Source organism: Streptomyces sp. NPDC002130 (genome assembly GCF_040296465.1).
Lineage (GTDB): Bacteria > Actinomycetota > Actinomycetes > Streptomycetales > Streptomycetaceae > Streptomyces.
The window spans coordinates 1-22,428 of sequence record NZ_JBEOXI010000012.1 but is presented as its reverse complement, the minus strand read 5'-3'; the positions used below and the strand labels follow the sequence as shown (position 1 = coordinate 22,428).

Annotated in this window: 20 protein-coding genes and 1 pseudogene; 14 read left to right on the top strand and 7 right to left on the bottom strand. The window is 72.0% G+C overall.

Annotated features, from left to right (window positions below):
- Nucleotides 1-171 precede the first annotated feature (171 nt).
- The 3 genes from ABT116_RS03815 (at nt 172) to ABT116_RS03805 (ending at nt 4,349) form a co-directional block, all read left to right on the top strand.
- Nucleotides 172-2,322 (top strand): SpoIIE family protein phosphatase, encoded by a 2,151-nt coding sequence (locus tag ABT116_RS03815; protein ID WP_351627326.1) that lies wholly within the window; start codon nt 172-174, stop codon nt 2,320-2,322.
- A gap of 172 nt (nt 2,323-2,494) precedes the next feature.
- Entirely contained in the window at nt 2,495-3,136 is a 642-nt protein-coding gene (locus tag ABT116_RS03810; protein ID WP_351627323.1) for an NUDIX hydrolase, read from the top strand.
- A 13-nt stretch (nt 3,137-3,149) separates the two neighbouring features.
- Nucleotides 3,150-4,349, top strand: a complete 1,200-nt coding sequence (locus ABT116_RS03805; RefSeq protein ID WP_351627321.1) for a MarP family serine protease — start codon at nt 3,150-3,152, stop codon at nt 4,347-4,349.
- A gap of 51 nt (nt 4,350-4,400) precedes the next feature.
- Here ABT116_RS03805 and ABT116_RS03800 read toward each other — a convergent pair whose 3' ends face one another.
- The 6 genes from ABT116_RS03800 to ABT116_RS03775 form a co-directional block, all read right to left on the bottom strand.
- Nucleotides 4,401-4,583, bottom strand: a complete 183-nt coding sequence (locus tag ABT116_RS03800; RefSeq protein WP_079129072.1) for a hypothetical protein — start codon at nt 4,581-4,583, stop codon at nt 4,401-4,403.
- A gap of 127 nt (nt 4,584-4,710) precedes the next feature.
- Nucleotides 4,711-5,649, bottom strand: coding sequence for an alpha/beta fold hydrolase (locus ABT116_RS03795; protein WP_351627317.1), 939 nt, complete (start codon nt 5,647-5,649; stop codon nt 4,711-4,713).
- On the bottom strand, nt 5,646-6,134 hold the full coding sequence (locus ABT116_RS03790; RefSeq protein WP_351627315.1) for a phage holin family protein: 489 nt from the start codon (nt 6,132-6,134) through the stop codon (nt 5,646-5,648). The genes ABT116_RS03795 and ABT116_RS03790 overlap by 4 nt, the downstream gene beginning before the upstream one ends.
- Nucleotides 6,135-6,255: 121 nt before the next feature.
- The gene (gene nhaA, locus ABT116_RS03785) at nt 6,256-7,692 is read right to left on the bottom strand and encodes a Na+/H+ antiporter NhaA (protein WP_351627313.1); all 1,437 of its coding nucleotides are present in this window, start codon (nt 7,690-7,692) and stop codon (nt 6,256-6,258) included.
- 197 nt (nt 7,693-7,889) lie between these two features.
- Nucleotides 7,890-9,845 carry an acetate--CoA ligase gene (acs, locus tag ABT116_RS03780; RefSeq protein ID WP_351627311.1) on the bottom strand — a complete coding sequence of 652 codons (1,956 nt, stop codon included), beginning with the start codon at nt 9,843-9,845 and terminating at the stop codon, nt 7,890-7,892.
- A 442-nt stretch (nt 9,846-10,287) separates the two neighbouring features.
- On the bottom strand, nt 10,288-12,657 hold the full coding sequence (locus tag ABT116_RS03775; RefSeq protein ID WP_351627309.1) for a bifunctional SulP family inorganic anion transporter/carbonic anhydrase: 2,370 nt from the start codon (nt 12,655-12,657) through the stop codon (nt 10,288-10,290).
- Nucleotides 12,658-12,948: 291 nt separating this feature from the next.
- On the opposite strand from ABT116_RS03775, the gene ABT116_RS03770 reads away from it, so the two are divergent.
- Nucleotides 12,949-14,214 carry a polysaccharide deacetylase family protein gene (locus ABT116_RS03770; protein ID WP_351627306.1) on the top strand — a complete coding sequence of 422 codons (1,266 nt, stop codon included), beginning with the start codon at nt 12,949-12,951 and terminating at the stop codon, nt 14,212-14,214.
- 90 nt (nt 14,215-14,304) lie between these two features.
- Nucleotides 14,305-15,129 (top strand): Fic family protein, encoded by an 825-nt coding sequence (locus tag ABT116_RS03765; RefSeq protein WP_351627303.1) that lies wholly within the window; start codon nt 14,305-14,307, stop codon nt 15,127-15,129.
- A gap of 335 nt (nt 15,130-15,464) precedes the next feature.
- Here ABT116_RS03765 and ABT116_RS03760 read toward each other — a convergent pair whose 3' ends face one another.
- Nucleotides 15,465-16,298: an HAD family hydrolase gene (locus ABT116_RS03760; protein ID WP_351627300.1), complete on the bottom strand. Its 834-nt coding sequence runs from the start codon at nt 16,296-16,298 to the stop codon at nt 15,465-15,467.
- A 583-nt stretch (nt 16,299-16,881) separates the two neighbouring features.
- Here ABT116_RS03760 and ssd point away from each other — a divergent pair.
- From ssd to ABT116_RS03715, 9 genes and pseudogenes are all read left to right on the top strand, one after another.
- A complete protein-coding gene (gene ssd, locus ABT116_RS03755) occupies nt 16,882-17,985 on the top strand; it encodes a septum site-determining protein Ssd (protein ID WP_351627297.1) in 1,104 nt (367 codons plus the stop codon).
- Entirely contained in the window at nt 17,982-19,190 is a 1,209-nt protein-coding gene (locus tag ABT116_RS03750) for a TadA family conjugal transfer-associated ATPase (protein ID WP_351627294.1), read from the top strand. The genes ssd and ABT116_RS03750 overlap by 4 nt, the downstream gene beginning before the upstream one ends.
- Nucleotides 19,187-20,059, top strand: coding sequence for a type II secretion system F family protein (locus tag ABT116_RS03745; protein ID WP_351627291.1), 873 nt, complete (start codon nt 19,187-19,189; stop codon nt 20,057-20,059). The genes ABT116_RS03750 and ABT116_RS03745 overlap by 4 nt, the downstream gene beginning before the upstream one ends.
- On the top strand, nt 20,056-20,847 hold the full coding sequence (locus ABT116_RS03740; protein WP_351627288.1) for a type II secretion system F family protein: 792 nt from the start codon (nt 20,056-20,058) through the stop codon (nt 20,845-20,847). Before ABT116_RS03745 ends, ABT116_RS03740 begins: the two co-directional genes overlap by 4 nt.
- A gap of 71 nt (nt 20,848-20,918) precedes the next feature.
- On the top strand, nt 20,919-21,128 hold the full coding sequence (locus ABT116_RS03735; RefSeq protein WP_351627428.1) for a DUF4244 domain-containing protein: 210 nt from the start codon (nt 20,919-20,921) through the stop codon (nt 21,126-21,128).
- Complete coding sequence (locus ABT116_RS03730; protein WP_351627280.1) at nt 21,115-21,474, top strand: TadE family type IV pilus minor pilin; 360 nt, start codon at nt 21,115-21,117, stop codon at nt 21,472-21,474. The genes ABT116_RS03735 and ABT116_RS03730 overlap by 14 nt, the downstream gene beginning before the upstream one ends.
- Nucleotides 21,475-21,527: 53 nt before the next feature.
- Nucleotides 21,528-21,725 (top strand): annotated as a pseudogene (locus ABT116_RS03725) (Rv3654c family TadE-like protein); the annotation flags it as partial.
- An 82-nt stretch (nt 21,726-21,807) separates the two neighbouring features.
- A complete protein-coding gene (locus ABT116_RS03720; protein WP_351627277.1) occupies nt 21,808-22,209 on the top strand; it encodes a hypothetical protein in 402 nt (133 codons plus the stop codon).
- Between the two features lie 15 nt (nt 22,210-22,224).
- Nucleotides 22,225-22,428: helix-turn-helix domain-containing protein (locus tag ABT116_RS03715; protein WP_351627274.1), on the top strand; the 204-nt coding region annotated here is incomplete at its 3' end.

Below are 22,428 nucleotides of genomic sequence, written 5' to 3'. Positions count from 1 at the left end.
GTGCCGGACAGGTCCCCGCCGCCCCGTGCCCGGCGCATCGAGCAATCGCTGGTGTGTGCGAAGCGGCCCCCGGTGTTATTCAATGAGGTGTGCGGTCAGGGACTCGGGGCCTCACCGCACGGGTCCGAACAAAGCCCCGGCACCCGCGCCGGGGACTGCTGAGAGAGCCGCATGGACTCCACACCCTCGCCCTCGTCCTCCTCGGCGTTCGAGCTGGTCAGCCGCGCTCTTGGCCGCTACATCCCGCAAGGCGGAGCGTCAGCGGCCGACGCGCGGGGCGACCGTGCCGCCCGTCAGCGGGTTCCCGACCCTCCGGCGGCCGGCCAACAGGAGCAGATCCTCGGCGCGGTCAACCTGGACACGGATCTGATCATCACCCGCTGCAACCTCGGCGCCCCGGTGTTCGCCGGTCTGGAGGCCGGCGCCGGGAAACGGTTCGTCGATCTCCTGCCCCCGGGCGACGTACCGACGGTCACCCGCAGGTTGCGACAGGTCTTGGAGAGCGGTGAGGCGCACGTCGCCCGGATTCAGCGGCTGAGGCGGTACGACGGGTCCGAGCTGGTCGTGTCGATGAGCATCCTGCCCGCCGCGTCGCCGGAGGAGGGCCTGACCGTCTCCCTGATCGCCATGGCCAGGAGGCTGCACCTCTACGCCGCCGAGACCGCGATCGGCACCTCGCTGGACATCGGCGAGACCGCACAGTCGCTGGCGGAGTCCCTGCTGGCCTGGGGAGACGTCGCCGCCGTCGACCTCGACTTCGCCGTGTGGACGGGCGAGGGGGTCACCGGAAAGGCCCAGGGGCGTATCCACCTCCGGCGGGCGGCCCTGGTCCCGGACCGGGCGTGGCCGGAGGGCTACATGACCCCGGGCGACGATCTTCCCGGCGACGCGAGTCGTCTGCTGGCGCAGGCGGTCCTGCGCGACGATGCCCCGCAGACCATCGTCATCCCCGACCGCCAGGCGGTCGAGCGGGTCTTCGGCAGCCCCCGAGTGGTACGTGCCCTGGTGCCCGGCGGCCGGTCGGCGGGCGTGGCATGCATCCCCCTGGTCCTGGACGGCGCGCCGCCCGTCGTACTGGGCGTGGCGGAGGTGTGGCGGCGGGCGGACTGCCCCTTCCGCGACAGCGAGCTGTTCGACCTGCAGGAACTGGTGGCCAGGACCGCCCACCACGTGGACCTGGCTCGCCAGCACCAGCGCGAGCACACACAGGTGCTGGCCCTGCAGCGCCGGCTCCTGCCCCGGTCAGGCGGCGATACGATCGAGATCGCCAGCGTCTACCAGCCCGCCACCCCCGACAGCGCCGGTGTCGGCGGCGACTGGGTGAACAGTTTCCCGCTGCCCGACGGCCGTACCGCGCTGGTGGTCGGTGACGTGGTCGGGCACGGCCTGGGAGCCGCCGCGACCATGGGGCAGCTGAGCATGGAGGCCCGCGCGCTGCTGTCCGCGGGGCTCGCGCCCGACCAGGTGCTGGAGCACCTGGACGAGACCGTGACGCTGCTGGACGACGCGGAGTCCGGACTGGCGGCCGGCTACAGCGCCCTGGGGTCGACCTGCTGCATCGCCCTGTACGACCCGGTGGGCCACCATGTGACGCTGTCCAGCGCCGGCCACCTCCCCCCGATCCTGGTCTCCCCGGACGGACAGGCGGAGGCGCTCTCGATCCGCCCTCACCCCGGCCTGGGCGCCGAGTTCGCGCTGCGGGAGCCGTTCGACGTGTACACGATCGGCGTACCTCCGGGCTCCGTGCTCGCCCTGTACACCGACGGGCTGGTGGAGGATCCCGCGCTCTCCATCGACGAGGGCATCGACCGGCTGGCGGACGTCGTCTCCACGGTCCACCCCTGGGACGCCCTGCAGCAGACGGCACGCGACGTCGTCTCCGCACTGGCGCCCGCGCCCCAGCGTGACGACGTGACCCTGCTGCTCGCACGGATGATCGGCTACCGCAAGGGCGACACGGCGACCTGGCGGCTGCCCGCCCGCAGCGACGCCCCCGCCCACGCCCGCGAGCGCGTCGCCGCCCTGCTGAGGCAGTGGGGCACCAGGGACGACACCAGGGACAAGACGCTGCTACTGGTCAGCGAGCTGGTCACGAACGCCGTGCGCTTCGCCACCGGTCCCGTCACGGTACGGCTGATCAGGTCCGGTCACGGCCTGCTGTGCGAGGTGGGCGACACCGGCAACGGCAGGCCACGCCTGAGGCGCGGCGACCTGCTCGACAACGGCGGTCGTGGCCTGAGCATCGTGCACCGGCTCACCACCCGGTGGGGGGTGCGGTGGACGGACGACGGGAAGGTCGTCTGGGCGGAAGTCGCGAGGTGACGCGGCACTCGTCCGCCGATGCGGCCGGCCTACGGGAGTGCGGGGAAGGCACGACAGGAGTGCGCCCCGGCCGCCGCCGACGGAGTGGGTGACACCCAACGGCGCATTACAGCCACTGCCCTTCCAGGGCGGTCGCGGTGAGTCCCGGTGCCGCCGCGTACAGAACGGCGCGATGTCCCGGCTTCAACCGCCCCGCGTCATGTGCCCGCCGCAGGATGTCGAACACCGCCGCGCCTCCCCGGTTGCCGCTGGTGTAGCTGTCCCGGCTGTAGTCCAGCAGCCCCGACGGCCACCCGTCGGGCATCGTCTGCTCCATGTACTCCAGCACGCGGGTCCCCCCGGGGTGCGCGAGCAGTACGTCGGGGTGCCAGGAGTCGGGGTTGGAGAACGCCCCGAGGACGGCGACCCCAGCGGCGACGGCCCGCTGCGGGCCGCCCTGCGCGAGGCGGAGGAGGAGACCGGCCTCGACCCCTCCGGCGTCCAGCTCTTCGGCGTCCTGCCGCGGCTCTACATCCCGGTCAGCGGCTTCGTCGTCACACCCGTGCTCGGCTGGTGGCGCGAGCCGAGCCCGGTCGGAGTCGTCGATCCGAACGAGACCGCCAGGGTCTTCACCGTCCCCGTGGTGGATCTCACGGATCCGGCCAACCGGGCGACCACCGTCCACCCCAGCGGCCACCGAGGTCCGGCATTTCTGGTCGAATCGGCCCTTGTTTGGGGTTTCACGGCCGGAATCATCGACCGGCTGCTGCACTTCGCGGGCTGGGAGCGGCCCTGGGACCGCGAGAAGCAGGTCCCCCTCGACTGGCGCGCATGACAGGGTGGCCTCCGTGAACGTGCTGGACATCTTGTTGCTGGTCGCCGCCGTGTGGTTCGCGGTCGTGGGGTACCGCCAGGGGTTCGTCGTCGGCATCCTGTCGGTGATCGGCTTCCTGGGTGGCGGCCTCGTCGCGGTCTACGTGCTGCCCCTCATCTGGGACGCGCTGACGGACAACGCGGAGGTGAGCACGACCGCCGCCGTCGTCGCGGTCGTCGTCGTCATCGTCTGCGCCTCCGTCGGCCAGGCCCTCACCACCCACCTCGGCAACAAGCTGCGCCGGCACATCACCTGGTCCCCGGCCCGGGCCCTCGACGCCACCGGCGGTGCCCTGGTCAACGTCGTGGCGATGCTCCTGGTCGCCTGGCTGATCGGCTCCGCCCTCGCGGGCACCACACTGCCGACGGTCGGCAAGGAGGTGCGCAACTCCAAGGTCCTGCTGGGCGTCTCGCAGGCCCTGCCGGACCAGGCGGCCACCTGGTTCGCGGACTTCTCCTCCGTCCTCGCGCAGAACGGCTTCCCGCAGGTCTTCAGCCCGTTCTCGAACGAGCCGATCACCGACGTCCAGCCGCCCGACCCCGCGCTCGCGAACAGCCCCGTGGCCAACCGCGCCCAGCGCTCCATCGTCAAGGTCATGGGCACGGCCCCGAGCTGCGGCAAGGTCCTTGAGGGCACCGGCTTCGTCTTCTCCGACCGCCGCGTGATGACCAACGCGCACGTGGTGGGCGGAGTCGACGAGCCGACCGTGCAGATAGGCGGCGAGGGCCGGAAGTACGACGCCAAGGTCGTGCTCTACGACTGGCGGCGCGACATCGCCGTCCTCGACGTGCCGAATCTCAAGGCGCCCGTGCTGCGGTTCACCGAGAAGGACGCGAGCAGCGGCGACGGCGCGATCGTCGCGGGCTTCCCGGAGAACGGGGCGTACGACGTGCGGGCCGCACGCGTGCGTGGCCGCATCTCGGCCAACGGCCCGGACATCTACCACCGCGGCACGGTCCGCCGCGACGTCTACTCCCTGTTCGCGACCGTCCGCCAGGGCAACTCCGGCGGTCCGCTGCTCACCCCCGACGGCAAGGTCTACGGCGTGGTGTTCGCCAAGTCCCTCGACGACGCCAAGACCGGGTACGCGCTGACCGTGGACGAGATCCAGGAGGACATCACCAAGGGGCGCACCGCCGACCAGCAGGTGGGCAGCGACAGCTGCGCCCTCTAGGCGCCGTGCTGAGGCGGCAGATGTCGGGGCGTCACTCGCGCGGGTGACGCCTCAGTCGCGTGTGTGGCGCAGACGTACGGAGACCCAGCGGGCCCGGCGACGGAGGATACGCGGGATCCCCACCCTGGGATCCGCGGTCACCATCTGCGGTGCGCCGCTTCGCTGGTGGGGGTTCGTACCGCTCGCCGAGCGGCGATTGCGGGTTGCGTCACTGTAGTCGTGCGTCCAGCCCATACCCCGACGTGTGCCCCCGCCCCATGGTCGATAACCGCGCCCGGAGCGTCCAATTGGCCTATGCGCCGGGCAATTGGCCGTTCGTAGGACAAGCGTTCACGCGCCCGTACCGGGCGGAGCCGGACGGTCACCGGTCGGGTTCGGGATCCCGCAGCCAGTTGATGAGTTCCGAGGAGAACGCGACCGGGTCCTCCTCGTGCGGGAAGTGCCCGAGGCCGTCGAACAGACGCCAGCGGTAGGGGGCTTCGACGTACTCGCCGGACCCGGCCGCGCTGCGGGTGCGCATCACGGGATCGAGCGAGCCGTGCAGATGGAGGGTCGGCACCCGCACCGGCCGCTTCATCCGCCGGTTGAACTGGATGCCGTCCGGGCGGGCCAGGGAGCGCACCATCCAGCGGTACGGCTCGACCGCACAGTGCGCCGCGGACGGGATGCACATGGCGCGGCGGTACGTCTGCAGCGCCTCGTCCTCGGGCGGGCGCGGCCCGGACCACTCCTGGATCAGTTCCGCCACGAGCGCCCCGTCGTCGGCGGTGAGCTGCCGCTCCGGGATCCAGGGCCGCTGGAACCCCCAGATGTGTGAACCGGCGCGGGTCTGTTTGACGTCCCGCAGCATGGCCGAGCGCCAGCGCCGCGGGTGCGGCATGGACGCGACCGCCAGGCGCCGCACCAGCTTGGGGCGCATCGCGGCCGCCGTCCACGCGAGGTATCCGCCCAGGTCGTGGCCGACCAGCGCGGCGTCAGGCTCGCCGAGGGAGCGGATGACGCCGGTGACGTCGAGCGCGAGGTTGGCGGGGTCGTAGCCGCGCGGTGTGCGGTCGCTGCCGCCGACGCCCCTGAGGTCCATGGCGACGGCCCGGAAGCCCGCGTCGGCGAGTGCCACCAGCTGGTGCCGCCAGGTCCACCAGAACTGCGGGAAGCCGTGCAGCAGCAGCACCAGCGGCCCGTCGCCCAGCTCGGCGATGTGGAAGCGGGCGCCGTTGGCGGCGACGTCGCGATGGCTCCAGGGGCCGTCCAGGAGTACGGCCGGGGCCGGTTGTGCCGGGGCAGGGGCGGGGTCCGTCATGACGACGAGCGTGCCACAGCCTCGATGGCCTCGGGGACCCGGTCCCGCTGGAGCTCCGGCCGCGGGTGCGGCTTGGCCTTCTGCAGCACGACCGCGGTCTCCTTCATCGACGCGGCGACCTTCTGCGGGCCCTTGCTCTTCTTGGCCTTCTTCGCGAAGGCCACGCCGATCAGCGCGAGCACTCCGGCGACCAGCACGTTCGCCGCGAACGACAGCAGGAAGCAGACCGCGAGGTTCCAGTCGCTCCAGGTGCGGATGCCGTACGCCAGCGCGAAGTTCAGCATCGGCAGGGAGAAGATCAGCACCGCGCCGGCCGCCGAGAAGGCGCCGCCGCTGGTCGCACCGCGCTTCACGTCCTGCTTGAGCTGAGCCTTCGCCAGCGCGATCTCGTCGTGCACCAGCGCCGACATTTCCGCCGTCGCCGAGGCGAACAGCTGGCCGATGCTGCGTTCGGCGCCGACCGGGCTGCCGTCGGGTGCGCTCATCGCGGGTCTCCCTCTTCTGCGTACGGTCCGTTTTCCGCGTCTTGTTCCTGACCCGCCGCAGTCGTCCGACTGGGTACGGCCTGACTGCGTACGGTCCCGTCTTTTGTACCGTCTCGTCAGATCATGCCGGACGGTGGTGGTCCTCGCCTGCCCCGCCCGGTACTTCGGCAAGCCCGTGGCGCGCCGCTGCCTTCTCCTGGGCGATCCTGCGGTGTTCGGCGGCCTTGCGCTCGTAGAGGGCGGCGAGCCGCAGGTGGTACGCCGGATCGTCCTCCTCGTACACGTCCGGGATGCCGTCGGCGTCCTCGTCGCGCTCCTCGTCCTCCCACAGCCGTCGGTACTTGGCGTTGCGGATCTTCAGCAGGACGGTCGCGAGTGTCGCGGCGATGAGCGAGCCCAGCAGGACGGCTGCCTTGACCTGGTCGGTCAGCGCCCGGTCGCCGGCGAAGGCGAGTTCGTCGATGAGCAGCGACACGGTGAAGCCGATGCCGGCGAGGGTCGCCACCGCGAAGACGTCCGCCCAGGCGAGGTCGTCGCTGAGCGAGGCGCGGGTGAATCGGGCCGCCAGCCACGTCCCGCCGAAGATGCCGACCGCCTTGCCGACGACCAGCCCGAGGACCACACCGAGGGTCTCCGGCTGGGTGAACACATCGGCGAGCGCCCCGCCGGACACCGCGACGCCCGCACTGAACAGCGCGAACAGCGGCACCGCGAGCCCCGCCGACAGGGGCCGCACCAGGTGCTCGATGCGTTCGCCGGGGGAGCGGTCCTCGCCCTCGTGGCGGTGGCAGCGCAGCATCAGGCCCATGGCGACACCGGCGACGGTGGCGTGGATGCCGCTGTTGTACATCAGCGCCCAGACGACGAGGCCCAGCGGCACGTACACGTACCAGCCGCGCACGCCCGTGCGCAGCAGCAGCCAGAAGAGCACCAGGCCTGCGACGGCACCGCCGAGCGCGGCGAAGTTCAGGTCGGCGGTGAAGAACACCGCGATGATCAGGATCGCGAAGAGGTCGTCGACGACGGCGAGCGTGAGCAGGAAGGCCCGCAGCGCGCTCGGCAGGGAGGAGCCGATCACGGCGAGTACGGCGAGCGCGAACGCGATGTCGGTGGCGGTCGGCACGGCCCAGCCGTCCAGGGAGCCGCCGCCGGTGACGGCGGTGAGGGTGTAGACGAGCGCCGGTACGGCCATGCCGCACAGCGCGGCGACGACCGGCAGCGCGGCGGCCTTCGGGTCGCGCAGGTCGCCCGCCACGAGTTCCCGCTTGAGTTCGATACCGGCGACGAAGAAGAAGATCGCCAGCAGTCCGTCGGCGGCCCAGTGCGCGACGGACAGGTCGAGGCCGAGGGCGGCAGGGCCCAGGTGATAGTCGGAGACGCTCTCGTAGCTGTCGTGCAGCGCGGGGATGTTCGCCCAGAGCAGCGCGATGACGGCGGCGGCGAGCAGCAGCACCCCACCGACGGTCTCGGTGCGCAGCGCGTTGGCCACATAGGTCCGCTCGGGCAGCGACAGCCGGCCGAGGACCTTGCGGGGGGCGGTGGGGCGGGGCGCGGTCACGAGGGAGACCTCCGGTCGGTGGGCAGGACGGAACACATGCCGACCAGACTTCCCGGCGCACCATGGAGCACTTGTTCTGCTGATTTTAGGTAAACCTACGGCTGTGCGCATCCGGCGGTCTCCGCCGCCGGTGCGCCCTGACCGAGGGCACCCGGACGTGGGTGCCCTCCGTCAGCTTGCTCATGCCGGTGCCGTGCTCAGTCCTCGCTGGGCGCGGCGGGCAGCTTGGACTGGATGAGATCCATGACCGTGGAGTCGGTCAGCGTGGTGACGTCACCCAGCTGGCGGTTCTCGGCGACGTCCCGCAGCAGCCGGCGCATGATCTTGCCGGAGCGGGTCTTGGGCAGCTCGGCCACCGGCAGGACCCGCTTGGGCTTGGCGATCGGGCCGAGGGTGTTGCCGACGTGCGTACGCAGCTCGGCGACCAGGTCCTCGGTCTCCGATGCCGTGCCGCGCAGGATCACGAACGCGACGATCGCCTGCCCGGTCGTCTCGTCCGCAGCGCCGACCACGGCCGCCTCGGCCACCGTGGGGTGGGAGACCAGGGCCGACTCGACCTCCGTGGTGGAGATGTTGTGCCCGGAGACGAGCATGACGTCGTCGACCCGGCCGAGCAGCCAGATGTCGCCGTCGTCGTCCTTCTTGGCACCGTCACCGGCGAAGTACTTGCCCTCGAAGCGCGACCAGTAGGTGTCGATGAACCGCTGGTCGTCGCCCCAGATGGTGCGCAGCATCGACGGCCACGGTTCGGTCAGCACCAGGTAGCCGCCACCGCCGTTGGGCACCTCGCCCGCCTCGTCGTCCACGACCGTCGCGGAGATGCCGGGCAGCGGCGTCTGCGCCGAACCGGGCTTGGTCGCGGTCACGCCCGGCAGCGGGGTGATCATCATCGCGCCGGTCTCTGTCTGCCACCAGGTGTCCACGACCGGGGTGCGGTCGCCGCCGATGTTCTTGCGGTACCAGATCCACGCCTCGGGGTTGATCGGCTCGCCCACCGAGCCCAGCACGCGCAGGCTGGACAGGTCGAACTTGGCGGGGATGTCGTCGCCCCACTTCATGAACGTGCGGATCGCGGTCGGCGCGGTGTAGAGGATCGTCACGCCGTACTTTTGGACGATCTCCCAGAAGCGGCCCTGGTGCGGGGTGTCGGGCGTGCCCTCGTACATGACCTGCGTCGCGCCGTTGGCCAGCGGGCCGTAGACGATGTACGAGTGGCCGGTGACCCAGCCGACGTCGGCCGTGCACCAGTACACGTCCGTCTCCGGCTTGAGGTCGAAGACCGCGTGGTGGGTGTAGGCGGTCTGGGTGAGGTAGCCGCCGGAGGTGTGCAGGATGCCCTTGGGCTTACCCGTGGTGCCCGAGGTGTAGAGGATGAACAACGGGTGCTCGGCGTCGAAGGCCTGCGGGGTGTGCTCCGTGCTCTGCCGTCCCACCAGGTCGTGCCACCAGACGTCGCGGCCCTCGGCGAAGGCGACCTCCTGGCCCGTGCGGCGTACGACCAGGACGTGTTCGACGATGCCGGCCTTCTCGACGGCCTCGTCCACGGCCGGCTTGAGCGCGGACGGCTTGCCGCGCCGGTAACCGCCGTCGGAGGTGATGATCACGCGCGCGTCGGCGTCCTGGATGCGGGTGGCGAGCGCGTCCGAGGAGAAGCCGCCGAAGACGACCGAGTGGGCGGCGCCGATCCGGGCGCAGGCCAGCATCGCGATCGCCGTCTCGGGGATCATCGGCATGTAGACGGCGACCCGGTCGCCCGCCTGGACTCCCAGCTCCAGCAGGGCGTTGGCGGCCTTGGAGACCTCGTCCTTGAGCTCGGCGTAGGTGATCGCGCGGCTGTCGCCGGGCTCGCCCTCGAAGTGGATGGCGACCCGGTCGCCGTGCCCGGCCTCCACATGGCGGTCCACGCAGTTGTACGCGACGTTGAGCTCGCCGTCCTTGAACCACTTGGCGAACGGCGGGTTCGACCAGTCGAGGGTCTCGGTGGGCTCCTTGGCCCAGGTCAGCCGGCGGGCCTGCTCGGCCCAGAAGCCGAGCCTGTCAGCCTTGGCCTGTTCATACGCCTCCGCCGTGACGTTGGCGTTGGCGGCCAGGTCGGCGGGGGGTGCGAACCTGCGCTCTTCCTTGAGCAGGTTGGCCAGGCTCTCGTTGCTCACGGCATCTGCCTTTCCCAGGGTGTCCGTTGTGTCCCAGGCCACAGCTCATCAGACCCGGGGGTGCGATGACAAGGGCCGACCGCGGATTGGTTTAGACCTGTCGGGGCGGTGCTGTCGGGGACCGGGGTCATCCGTACCCACGGACGCCGACCAGGGAAAGTTCAGTGCGAGTGCCGCCCCTCATCCGCGTCGTGACGGAGCCGGGGGAGCAGCGGTGGTGGTTCCCGGAGACCGCGACGGCCGCCGGTGACGAGGATCTCCGGCGGTGGCGGGTGGCGGTGGCGTCGGCGGCGGTGGCGGTTGGGCGGGGGCGGCAGGCCCGTCGGCAGCCCTGGCCGGGCGCGGTCCGGTCCGGCGGGCCCTGGGGCGTGCCCCCGCAGACGACCGGGGGCAGCCCCTCATCCGGTGCCGGGCGGGAACACACCCCGGCCCGGCGCCTGGTTCACGCCGTCAGGTCCGACTCCCGGACCCGGTCGAAGACGCCACCTGCGTCCGTCTCGGTGAGCAGGTACGCCTCCGCCTCGCCCACGTGGAAGTACATCCCGTGCAGCTCCAGGCTGCCCTCCTCGATGGCCCGGGCCACCGAGTCGTGGGCGCGCAGGTGCTCCAACTGCTGGACCACGTTGGTCAGGCAGAGCTGCTCGACCGCGTCCGCGGGGGAACGCCCGGCCAGTCTGCCCCAGGGCAGACTGTCGTCGGCCATGCGCTCCAGGCTGGGCAGTCCGTGCCGCAGCCACCGCTTCAGCGGGCTCCGGGCGCCTCCGGGCTCGGAGTTGAGCAGCGCCTGCATGGCGCCGCAACCCGAGTGCCCGCACACCGTGATGGAGCGCACCCGGAGCACGTCCACGGCGTACTCGATCGCCGCCGCCACCGAGTCGTCACCGCTCTCCTGGCCCGGGCGCGGGACGAGGTTGCCCACGTTGCGCACGACGAACAGGTCGCCCGGACCACTGGAGGTGATCATCGATGTGACCAGCCGGGAGTCGGCGCAGGTCAGGAACAGCTGCGAAGGCTGCTGGCCCTCTCTGGCCAGCCGCGCCAGCTCGCTGCGCACCAGGGGCGCGGTGTTGCGCTGGAACGCGCTGATGCCACGCGCCAGTTCGTGCCCGCTGGCCCCGCCGATGCCCGTCGGGTCCGGCTCGCAACGGTCCGGCCCCTCCGCGTTCCTCTCGGCAGGAGGTGCGGACCGGGGGTCGTCGCACTGGTGGTTGCGCCAAGGCGTCCAGGGCCGGCAACGGCAGTCGCCGGAGGGCTGGGGCTCGGAGATGCGGGTGCCGGGGTGCCGGCCGGTGATCTCGACGGTGCCGCCCTGCGCGGTGTGCGTCTTCTGCCAGTCCTGCAGCGTCTCGTACGCCGCGTGGTCCATGAACGACCCGTCCAGCTCGACGACGGTGTCGGCACCGTGGGGCACGAGATGCAGGGCCCGGCTGAGCCGCGGCACCGCGAGGAACGTCAACTGTCCTCTGACGTGTACGTGATGGACTCCTTCCCTCTCTTCGTGCGTGATGCGGGTGCGGGTGAGGCGGTGCAGGGCGACACCGACGGCCGTGGCGATGCCGAGCGCCACGCCCTCCAGGACGCCGAGGGAGACCACGCCGAGGGTGGTGACGGTGTAGACCCACACTTCGCGGTGGCGGGTCACCGTGCGGATGTGGTTCAGGGACACCATCTGGATGCCGACGGCCATCACCAGGGCGGCGAGTGAGGCGAGTGGGATGAGCTCCAGGATCGGGACCATCAGCAGTGTGGCGATCACTACGAGAACGCCGTGCAGCATCGTGGAGTTCCGGCTGACCGCACCCGCGTGCACATTCGCCGAACTCCGCACGGCCACGCCGGCGATGGGCAGTCCGCCGAGCGAACCGGAGACGATGTTGGCGGCGCCCTGCCCGAGCAGTTCGCGGTCGAGGTTCGAGCGACCGACGCGCGGCGACGCAGCGGGGCGGCCGGCCACCAGCTTGTCCACGGCGACCGCGCCGAGCAGCGACTGCACGCTGCACACCAGCGTGGTCGTGAGCACGGCGGCGACCAGGCCCAGCACGGGGCCCTCGGGCAGACCGGCCAGGGCGTGGTTGCTCCAGGACGGCAGGTCGACCTTGGGCAGGCGCAGCCCGGCGAGGGCGGCGGCCGCGGTGGCTCCGGCGACGGCGACGAGCGCCGCCGGGACCTTGCGCAGCAGGCGTCCCGTCCGGCCGGGCAGTCGCGGCCAGAGCAGCAGCAGCGCCAGGGTCAGCACGCTCACCGACACCGCCGCGGGGCGCATGTCCGCCAGCTGGGCGGGCAGCGCGCGGAGGTTGTCCGGGACGGAGCTCTGCGGGGTGCCGCCGAGCACGATGTGCAGCTGGGCGACGGCGATGGTGACGCCGATCCCGGCGAGCATGCCGTGCACGATCGCGGGGCTGACGGCTAGGGCGCCACGGGCCACGCGCAGGCAGCCCAGGCCCAGTTGGGCGAGGCCCGCGAGGACGGTGATGGCGCAGGTCGTCCGCCAGCCGTAACGCTGGATGAGGTCGGCGGTGACGACGGTGAGTCCGGCGGCCGGTCCGCTCACCTGGAGCGGGGAGCCACCGAGCCGCCCGGCGACCAGCCCGCCCACGGCGGCGGCGACGAGGCCGGCCTGGAGGGGGGCGCCGGTGGCCAGGGCGATGCCCAGGGACAGGGGCAGCGCGATCAGGAAGACCGCGATCGAGGCCGACACGTCGGCACCCGCGATCCGGAATCGGCGGGGCCCGGCCGGCGGCGGACTGTGGGGCGGATGGGTGCGCTCGGTTTGGTTCGGGTCGGTGGCGCGTGTGGGGACGCAGGCTGACATGGTTTCCCGTCTCCTCCGGGGCTGCGCGGTCGCGTAACTGGGGGTCCCGCTCGGGGCGGGGTATCGGTCGCGGCGGTCACGGCGTAAATCGGCGGGATGAATCAACGCTCGGTAAACGGATCGTAATGCAGAGTAAAGGACGAGCATAGACTTTACGGGCAAATGGGCGAATAGATCACCCTGAAGGGTGAAGTGGCCATTTGATCGGCTTGTCCTACTAATTCCTTCTCGGTCTCGTGCGAATTTGGCGGCGCTGTCCGCACCCGAGAGAAGGAAGAAGGTGGGCGGAACATGGCCGCCACCCACAGGATCGCCGCGGGTTCCGTGATCGCCGCGGTCTGCGCCGCATCGCTCGCCGGCTGCGCGACCGACACCCCCCGGCAAGGAACCCCCGAGCCGCAGAAGGCGACGCCCGCACAGGCGCCGAAGAGCGCGGTCCGGCTGATCGGAGACGGCTCCACCGCCTACACAGGGGCCCAGCCGCACCTGCCCCGCCCCGAACGCCTGCGGCCCGGCCAGAAGCCCCCTCAGTTCGTCGTCTTCTCCTGGGACGGCGCGGGCGAGGACAGCCAGAAGCTGTTCTCGCACTTCCGCAAGGTCGCCAGGAAGAACAACGCGACCATGACGTACTTCCTGAGCGGCGTGTACATGCTGCCGGAGGACAAGCGCGACCGGTACCGGCCGCCGCAGCACTCCCCGGGCCGCTCCGACATCGGCTTCAACGACCGCCGCGGCATCGCCGCCACCGCGAAGCAACTGCGCCTGGCGTGGTTGGAGGGCAACGAGATCGGCACCCACTTCAACGGCCACTTCTGCGGCAGCGGCGGCGGCGTCGGCGAGTGGTCGGTGCGGGACTGGAAGGACGAGATCCGTCAGGCAAAGCAGTTCGTGAAGACCTGGAAGACCAACAGCGGCCTGAAAGGCGCTTCCCCGCTGCCCTTCGACTACGACAAGGAGCTCATCGGCGCCCGCACACCCTGCCTCGAGGGCCAGCGCAACTTCATGAGGGCGGCCCGCGACATGGGCTTCCGCTACGACACCAGCGGCGTGAACGACCAGGTCTGGCCGAAGAAGAAGATGGGCCTGTGGGACGTCTCCATGCAGCTCGTGCCGTTCCCCGGCCACTCCTTCGAGCAGCTCACCATGGACTACAACTTCATGGTCAACCAGTCGGGCACCACCACCCAGGGCAACCCCGCCAAGTTCGACTCGTGGGGCGACCAGATGCGCGACGGCCTGCTCAAGGGCTTCTCACGGGCCTACAACGGCAACCGCGCACCCCTGATCATCGGCAACCACTTCGAGTCCTGGAACGGCGGCACCTACATGCGGGCCGTCGAGGAGGTCATCGAGACGGTGTGCACGAAGGAGGAGGTGCGCTGCGTCTCGTTCCGGCAGCTCGTGGACTGGCTCGACGCCCAGGACCCGAAGACGCTGGAAAAACTGCGCACCCTGCCGGTAGGCCAGGCGCCCAAGGCGGGCTGGGCGTCGTTCCTGTCCGACCGGCCCGCCCCGGCACCCAGGGGCGTGCCCGGGGCTCCGGCGGCCGGGAGGTAGCCCTTCGGGCGGCTGTCGGGTGGCGCACGCGCGCGTGAAGAAGGCCACTCCGCCATGGGACGGAGCCCAGGGGTGCGTAGGGTCGTACTCATGAGTACAGCAGGCGCGACCGCCGATCCCCTCGCGGCCCTGGGGGCGCTGCCCGGAGTGGCCGATTCCGTGGAGTCCGTACGCAAGGCCGTCGACCGGGTCTACGGACACCGTGTCATGCGGCGGCGCAGCAATGCGATCACCTCCGAGGCCGCGCTGCGCGGCGCCCGCGGCTCGGCCGCGCTGTCCGGCGCGGACTGGGCCCTGGAGGAGGTGCGCCGGCGCACGGACTTCAGCGGTGACGACGAGGCGCGCACCGTGGGTGCCGCCCTGCGGCTCACCGCGGAGGCGGGCCAGCTGCTGTCGATCTGGCGGCAGTCACCCCTGCGGGTGCTTGCCCGGCTGCACCTGGTGGCTGCCGCGGACAAGGGCGACCAGGTGGGACGGCCCCGCAAGGAGGGCGAGCCGGTCGACGAGCCGCTCGTCGGACTGCCGCTGCCGAGCGCCACCGAAACGCACGGCAGGCTGGACGGACTGGCCGGGCTGATCATCGCGGGCGGCTCCGCTCCGGCGCTGGTGACGGCCGCCGTCGTGCACGGCGAGCTCCTCGCGCTGCGTCCCTTCACGTCCCACAACGGCCTGGTCGCGCGCACGGCCGAGCGCATCGTCCTGGTCGGCAGCGGGCTGGACCCGAAGTCGGTCTGCGCGGCCGAGGTCGGTCACGCCGAACTGGGACGTGACGCGTACCTGGAGGCCCTCGCCGGGTACGTCTCCGGTACCCCGGCCGGCGTCGCCGCCTGGATCGCCCACTGCGGCAGGGCGGTCGAACTGGGGGCGCGCGAGTCCATGGCGGTGTGCGAGGCACTGCAGCGCGGAGCGGCGTGACATCGCCCGGCCGGAAAAATGATGCGGCGGTACGAGAACTCGTACCGCCGCTGGCATGAGCATCGGGTTACCAAGCGTCCTCGATATATGCCCATCAGGTCGGGAGCTTTGCCCGTCCCCTGGTGTGGCTGGCCCGTATTCGACGGGTCGACGTCGCGTGGGTGCCCGGTGTTCATGCTCGGTCCGTGGGGCCAAATGCGTTAAAAGGTGATCCTCTCGGATGTCCTTGGTCTCGCGGGCCGTTGAGTCCTTTGTACTCCTGCCCCGCAGCAAGCGGAAGTCCAGGCCCTACTTCTTTACTTTCGGCTTCACATAGAAAGGGCAATCGCCACAGGTCAAGCGACCGTCGCCCGGCGCCGGTTCGCATACCAGACGAGTCCCGCGGTGGCCGCGGCGGCGCCTATCGCGGCGACCGCGACGAGCGCCGGGCGCGGCGGTACCGAGAACGCGGGGATGCGCTGCTTGAGCCGGACCGGGCGGTGGAAGTCCAGGATCGGCCACCCGCGCGCGAGGGCCTCGCGACGCAGTGCCCTGTCCGGGTTCACGGCGTGCGGGTTGCCCACGGACTCCAGCATCGGCACATCGGTCGCCGAGTCGCTGTAGGCGTAGCAGCGGCTGAGGTCGTACCCCTCGGACTCGGCGAGCTCCCTGACGGCCTCCGCCTTGGTCGGGCCGTACGCGTAGTACTCCACCTCGCCGGTGAAGCAGCCGTCGTCGCCCACGACCATGCGGGTGGCGACCACGCGGTCGGCGCCCAGCAGCTCGCCGATCGGCTCGACCACCTCCGCGCCCGACGTGGACACGATCACCACGTCGCGGCCGGCGGTGTGGTGCTCCTCGATGAGGGAGGCGGCCTCGTCGTAGATGATCGGGTCGATCAGGCCGTGCAGCGTCTCGGCGACGATCTCCTTGACCTGCTGCACGTTCCAGCCGCGGCACAGGGCGGACAGATATGCGCGCATGCGCTCCATCTGGTCGTGGTCGGCGCCGCCGGCGAGGAAGACGAACTGGGCATATGCGGTGCGCAAGACGGCCCGGCGGTTGATCAGACCGCCTTGGTAGAACGACTTGCTGAACGTGAGCGTGCTCGACTTCGCAATGACCGTCTTGTCCAGGTCAAAGAAGGCGGCTGTGCGGGGCAACGAGTGGTTTTCCACGCCCCAGAGCATAGGGGCAGCCCATTCGGCGTAAGGTGGGGCGCGTGGGTTTGCCTGAGAAGGCTCTCGGGTACACCATGGAAGTCACGGATCGTTCGCGACCGTGCTAACCCGGCCCGACTCCTCCCCCCCCGAGTCGGCCGTGGGGACGACCCCCGCTCTCCCCCCCGGCGGGGGTCGTCGCATGTCCGGGTGGGTTTTTCCTTCTTTCGCGCGGCCTGGCAGCTGATCCGATGCGGCTCGCGTGGCTATTTTGTCATGCTCATGCCTTATTACGGTGTGTAGCTGTCGGGCTGCTCTGTGAGGGTCGTACACAGGGCCTGGGCGGCTCACCGGTATGGGTGATGGCGATATTCACAACTCCCGGGACGTCCACAGTTATCCACCAAGATCCACACGATTTCCGGGATCGCTGCACCGTGATTCCAACGCGTCCCGCTCGCGGCGAGTTCATGGCCGGTTCCGAGTACCCGGGGGCGTTTGGCCGGTTTCTGTCGGCCGTTCACAGGGAGGCCGCTTGTCGGTTCTTCCCACGTATGGGAATCGCGGGGCCGCAGGGGCCACGCGAGTCGTGCAGCGAAGGGGGTTGGAAACCGTGGCCGGAACCGTCACACACGATCCGCCACCGGCCGCCGGAGGGCGGCAGGGAGGACCGCTGATCGTCACCGAGGACACCGAACTCCTCGACGATCTGCTGCGCCTGTGCGCGGCAGCCGGCGCCACACCCGAGGTGCACCACGGGGTGCCGGAGCGCAGAGGCAGCTGGGAGACCGCACCGCTCGTCCTGGTCGGCGACGACGCCGCGCGGCGGGTGCGCGGGGCTGCCCGCAGAAGGGGCGTCGTCCTCGTCGGCCGGGACCAGGACGACTCCGGGGTGTGGCGGCGGGCCGTCGAGATCGGCGCCGAGCACGTCCTCATGCTGCCCGACGGCGAGCAGTGGCTGGTCGACCGGATCGCCGACGTGGCCGAGGGCGTCGGCCGGCCCGCCCTCACCGTCGGCGTCATCGGAGGCCGGGGCGGGGCCGGAGCGTCCACGCTCGCGTGCGCCCTCGCCGTCACCTCCGCGCGGGAGGGACTGCGCACCCTCCTCGTGGACGCCGATCCGCTGGGCGGCGGACTCGACGTACTCCTCGGCGGTGAGACGGCCGAAGGGCTGCGCTGGCCCGCGTTCGCGTCCTCGCGCGGACGGGTCGGCGGCGGAGCCCTGGAGGAGTCGCTGCCCGAACTGCACGCATTGCGGGTGCTCAGCTGGGACCGCGGCGACCGGATCGCGGTCCCGCCGCAGGCGGTGCGCGCGGTGCTCGCGGCGGCCCGACGCCGGGGCGGCACCGTCGTGGTCGACCTGCCGCGCCGGATCGACGACGGCGTCGCCGAGGTCCTCTCCCAGCTGGATGTGGGCGTGCTGGTGGTGCCCGCCGAGCTGCGGGCCGTCGCGGCCGCGGGGCGGGTCGCCTCCGCGGTCGGCATGGTTCTCCGGGACCTGCGGGTGGCGGTCCGCGGGCCGTACCCGCCGGGGCTCGACGACCGCGAGGTGGCCCGGCTGCTCGGACTGCCCCTGGTCGGCGAGGTGCCGCTCGAGCCGGGGCTGTCGCGCCCGGACCAGGGCACGGCACCCCCGGGCGCCGCCGCGCGGGGACCGCTGGCCCGGTTCTGCAAGGGGTTCTGGGAGCGCGCGCTCGTCGAGGCGGGGACGGCATGAGCACCTTGGCCGGACTCGAGGGCGCGGCGCTGCTCGACGGGGTGCGGCGGTGGCTGGCCGAGAGCGGGGCCGAGCCGACCCCCGCGCGCGTGGCGCAGGCCCTGCGGGAGCAAGGACGGGTCCTCGGGGACACCGAAGTCCTGGGGGCCGCCGCGCAGTTGCGGTCCGAGCTGGTCGGCAGCGGGCCCCTGGAGCCGCTCCTCGCCGATCCGTCGGTGACGGACGTGCTGGTGTCGGCCCCGGACCGGATCTGGGTGGACCGGGGCGGCGGACTGGAACTGACGCAGGTGCGGTTCGCGGACGCCGCGGCCGTGCGACGGCTCGCCCAGCGGCTCGCCGCCGTGGCCGGACGCCGTCTGGACGACGCCCGGCCCTGGGCCGACGCCCGGCTGCCCGATGGCACGCGGCTGCACGCGGTGCTGCCGCCGGTGGCCGTGGGCTGTGCCTGCCTGTCGCTGCGGGTCGTGAGGCCGCGTGCCTTCACGCTCGGCGAGCTGGTCGCGGCGGGCACGGTGCCGCCGGGCGGGGACCGCCTGCTGCGCGCCCTGCTCGACGCCCGGCTGTCCTTCCTCGTCAGCGGCGGCACGGGCACCGGCAAGACCACGCTGCTGAGTGCCCTGCTGGGGCTGGTGGGGCCGGGGGAGCGGATCGTCCTCGCCGAGGACTCGGCGGAACTGCGGCCCGATCACCCGCACGTCGTGCGACTGGAGACCAGACCCGCCAACCAGGAGGGCGCGGGCCTCGTCACCCTGGAGGACCTCGTGCGCCAGGCGCTGCGGATGCGGCCCGACCGGCTGGTCGTGGGCGAGGTGCGCGGGCCCGAAGTGGTGCACCTGCTGGCCGCGTTGAACACCGGCCACGAGGGCGGCTGCGGGACCGTGCACGCCAACGCCGCCGCCGATGTGCCGGCCCGGCTGGAGGCACTCGGCACGGCCGCGGGACTCGACCGGGCCGCACTGCACAGCCAGTTGGCGGCCGCCCTCTCCATCGTGCTGCACCTGGTGCGCGACCGGGCCGGGCGGCGGCGGATCGCCGAGGTGCACGTGCTGGAGCGGGACGCGTCCGGGCTGGTGCGGACGGTGCCGGCGCTGCGGTGGGGAGCGGAGGCGTTCGTGCGCGAGCGCGGATGGGAGCGGCTGAGGGGGCTGCTGCGGGGCGGGACGAGTGGGATCGAGCCGGGTGAGGGCGAGGGGGAAGAGTCATGACGGGGGCGCCTGAGATGACGGTGGGTGCGGCCGTGGCGTGCATGGGGGCGGCTGTCTGGCTGCTGGCCGAGCGGGAGGAGACGGCACGGCGGGCGCGGTTGCTGCTCGCGGAGGGCGGCCCCGTCGGGAGCGAGCCCCTCGGATGGCGGCGCACGGCCGGTGAGCTGCGGCGCGTCCGTGGGCGGCTGCGGGCCGAGTGGTGGTCGGCGGCGGCCGGGCTGGTACTGGCGGTGCTCGGGACGTCGGTGCTGCCGGTCGTCCTGGGGGCGGCCGGGGTGCCGTTGCTGCGGCGGGCCCGGCTGGCCGGCCGGGCGCGACGGCACCAAGAGCGCCGGACCGACGCGGTGATCGCGTTGTGCGGGGCGCTCGCCGGCGAGGTGCGGGCGGGACGCCAGCCGGGTGAGGCGCTGCTCCGGGCCGCCCGGGACTGCGGCGGACTCGCGGACGCGCAGTCCACGGTGCTGGCCGCGGCGCGGTTCGGCGGTGACGTGCCGGACACGCTCGCCACGGCGGCACGGCAACCGGGCGCCGAGGGCCTGCGCGGGCTCGCGGCGTGCTGGCGGGTGGCCGTGGACCAGGGCGCGGGGCTCGCGGCCGGACTCGACCGGCTCGCCGCCGCCCTGCGCGCCGAACGCGACCAGCGGTGCGATCTCCGAGCCCAGCTGGCCGGGGCCCGGGCCACGGCGGTGATGCTCGCCGGGTTGCCTGCCCTGGGGCTTCTCATCGGGACAGCGCTCGGCGCCGACCCCCTCCACGTCCTGCTGCACACCGGGGCGGGTCTGGGCTGTCTGGCGGCCGGCGGGGTGCTGGAGGGCCTGGGGCTGTGGTGGGTGCGGCGGATCGTGCGGGGCGCGGAGGCGGCGGCATGAGCGGGGACGTCGTCCACAGGCTGTGGGCGGCCGTGGGGATCGTGACGGCCGCCGGATGGCTGGCGCGCCGGCTGGTACGGGCGCGCCGCCGTCGGAGGATGCGCCGGCGACTGACCGAGCTGTCAGGGGTACGGGAGGCACCTGTGCGTGTCCCGCGGCCGGCATGGCGTGGGGCCGCACGGACGTGGCTGGCCCCGGCGGGCGTGGCGTGTGCCGGATGGGTGCTGATCGGAGGCCTCGCCGGGGCCGCCGTGGGACTGGCCGGGGCGGTGGGGGTGTGGCGGTGGCGATCGAGTCAGGAGACGGCGGACGCGGACCCGGGCGCCCCCGACCTCGCAGAGGCGGCGCGGCAACTGCCCCTCGCCGCCGACCTGCTGGCGGCCTGCATCGCGGCGGGCGCCGGCCCGGTGATCGCGGCGCAGGCGGTGGGTGAGGCCTTGGGCGGCCCCGTCGGCGATGCCCTGGCCCGGGGCGCGGCGGAGGTGCGGTTGGGCGGCGAACCGGGCTCGGCCTGGCGGCGGTTGGGTGCCGTGCCGGGCGCCGAAGGGCTGGCCCGGCTGCTCGAACGGGCCGATGTTTCCGGGCTGCCCGCGGCAGTGCCGGTCGCGCGGCTCGCCGCTGAGGCCCGGGCCGACTGGGGCCGCGCCGCCACGGCCAGGGCCCGTCGAGCGGGCGTGATGGTCAGCGCACCGGTCGGGTTGTGCTTCCTGCCCGCGTTCATCGCCGTCGGTGTGCTGCCCGTGGTGATCGGACTCGCGGGCGGGGTGCTCGGAGGGGGTGGTGGGTGACGCGGCGACGGACGCGGAGCAAGTGAGCGACAAACAGTGATGGTTCGAACTCTTTCCTCATGGGGGTTGAGATGTATCAGGCGGTACGGGCACGGCTGTGTGCCCTGGTGTGTGGGATGCGTGCGGCGCGGCGGGACGCGGGGATGGTCACCTCCGAGTACGCGATGGGAATCGTCGCGGCGGTGGCGTTCGCCGTGGTGCTCTACAAGGTCGTCACGAGCGGCCCGGTCAGCGCGGAACTGCAGAACATCGTGAAGGACGCCCTCAGTGCGCGGATGTGAGCGGGGCGCGGACCGGGGGTTCGTCACGGCGGAGTCGGCCGTGGTGCTGCCGGTGCTGGTGATGTTCGCGATGGCGCTGGTGTGGGGGCTGCTGGTCGTGGCCGCGCAGATCCAGTGTGTGGACGCGGCGCGGACGGGCGCGCGTGCGGCGGCCCGCCAGGACCCGCCGGGCGCGGTCGTGAAACTGACTCGCGAGGCGGCGCCGCCCGGCGCGAAGGTGACGGTCAGCCGGGACGCGGAGCACGTCCGGGTGACCGTCGTGGCCGAGCCGCCGGTGCTGCGGGGTCTGTCCTTCGCCGTGCGCGAGGAGGCCGTGGCGTCGGTGGAGGAGGCGGTGGGCACGTGAGTGGGCGCGTCGCCGCCGAGCCCGGGCGCCGAGGGCGGGCCGGCGCGGGCCGGGTGTGGGGCGCGGGTTCGGATCGGGGGTCCGCCACCGTTTGGAGTATCGGGGCCGTCGCCGTCCTGTGCGTGGTGTTCGGTGTCGTTCTCGCGCTCGGGCAGGCCGTCGTCGTCCGGCATCGTGCGGCGGGCGGTGCCGACCTCGCGGCGCTCGCCGCTGCGGACCACTGGGCCGATGGCGCCGCCCCAACATCCCGTACGTCCACGCCGTCGCGGCCGGTCCGTGTAGTTCTCCTCCGCCGAGGCCGATCATGATGTCCACGGGTCCGTCGCCGAGTCGATGCGCCTCGGCGGCAAGGACACTGGTCAATCCGGGCGCCAACCCGACGCCCATCAGGACAGGTCCGTCGACCGCTTCCAGTTCTTCGCAGTAGTTCGAGGTCGCGGTGACGTCGACGAATGCCGCCCCACTGCGTACCGCTTCTTCTGCCAGGCGAAGGTCCTCGAAACCCGAGGCATTCACCACGACATCGAAGTCTCGAACCACAGCCGAATACGCGCCGGGCTCTTTAAGATCAACGACGACGTCAGCGCGAGCACGATCGCGCCCGGCGGAGTACGCGGAGATTTCGGGGACCTTCGCGAGTTGTTTCATCAGGGGAACCCCGACGGCACCGTAGCCACCGAGTACCAGAACCTTCGTCATTATTTCGCCTCCCGAGTCGCTAGAGTTCGACTCTAGAGTTAAACTCTAATCATGACTGAGGTACTTCGGGAAGACACGTCGGCGCGGCGCAAGATCATCGAGGCAGCGCGCGAAGTTTTTGTCGATCCCGGCTACGCGGCCGCCACGATCAAGCAGCTCGCCGCGGCGGCGGGCGTGTCGGTGCAGAGTGTCTATTTCGTGCGACGGTGGCCTGGTAGTCGTGTCCCTGCCCGGCGCACTGCCACCAAATCTTGG

Bases quoted from the DNA above. Each gene is read 5' to 3' on its own strand.
- ABT116_RS03815 (WP_351627326.1), top strand. From the start codon at position 172: ATGGACTCCACACCCTCGCCCTCGTCCTCCTCGGCGTTCGAGCTGGTC.
- ABT116_RS03775 (WP_351627309.1), bottom strand. From the start codon at position 12,657: ATGTCAGCCTGCGTCCCCACACGCGCCACCGACCCGAACCAAACCGAG.
- ABT116_RS03770 (WP_351627306.1), top strand. From the start codon at position 12,949: ATGGCCGCCACCCACAGGATCGCCGCGGGTTCCGTGATCGCCGCGGTC.
- ABT116_RS03790 (WP_351627315.1), bottom strand. From the start codon at position 6,134: ATGAGCGCACCCGACGGCAGCCCGGTCGGCGCCGAACGCAGCATCGGC.
- ABT116_RS03745 (WP_351627291.1), top strand. From the start codon at position 19,187: ATGACGGGGGCGCCTGAGATGACGGTGGGTGCGGCCGTGGCGTGCATG.
- ABT116_RS03750 (WP_351627294.1), top strand. From the start codon at position 17,982: ATGAGCACCTTGGCCGGACTCGAGGGCGCGGCGCTGCTCGACGGGGTG.
- ABT116_RS03720 (WP_351627277.1), top strand. From the start codon at position 21,808: ATGCGCCTCGGCGGCAAGGACACTGGTCAATCCGGGCGCCAACCCGAC.
- ABT116_RS03740 (WP_351627288.1), top strand. From the start codon at position 20,056: ATGAGCGGGGACGTCGTCCACAGGCTGTGGGCGGCCGTGGGGATCGTG.
- ABT116_RS03800 (WP_079129072.1), bottom strand. From the start codon at position 4,583: ATGGGCTGGACGCACGACTACAGTGACGCAACCCGCAATCGCCGCTCG.
- ABT116_RS03810 (WP_351627323.1), top strand. From the start codon at position 2,495: ATGTCCCGGCTTCAACCGCCCCGCGTCATGTGCCCGCCGCAGGATGTC.
- ABT116_RS03760 (WP_351627300.1), bottom strand. From the start codon at position 16,298: ATGCTCTGGGGCGTGGAAAACCACTCGTTGCCCCGCACAGCCGCCTTC.
- ABT116_RS03795 (WP_351627317.1), bottom strand. From the start codon at position 5,649: ATGACGGACCCCGCCCCTGCCCCGGCACAACCGGCCCCGGCCGTACTC.
- ABT116_RS03735 (WP_351627428.1), top strand. From the start codon at position 20,919: ATGTATCAGGCGGTACGGGCACGGCTGTGTGCCCTGGTGTGTGGGATG.
- ABT116_RS03765 (WP_351627303.1), top strand. From the start codon at position 14,305: ATGAGTACAGCAGGCGCGACCGCCGATCCCCTCGCGGCCCTGGGGGCG.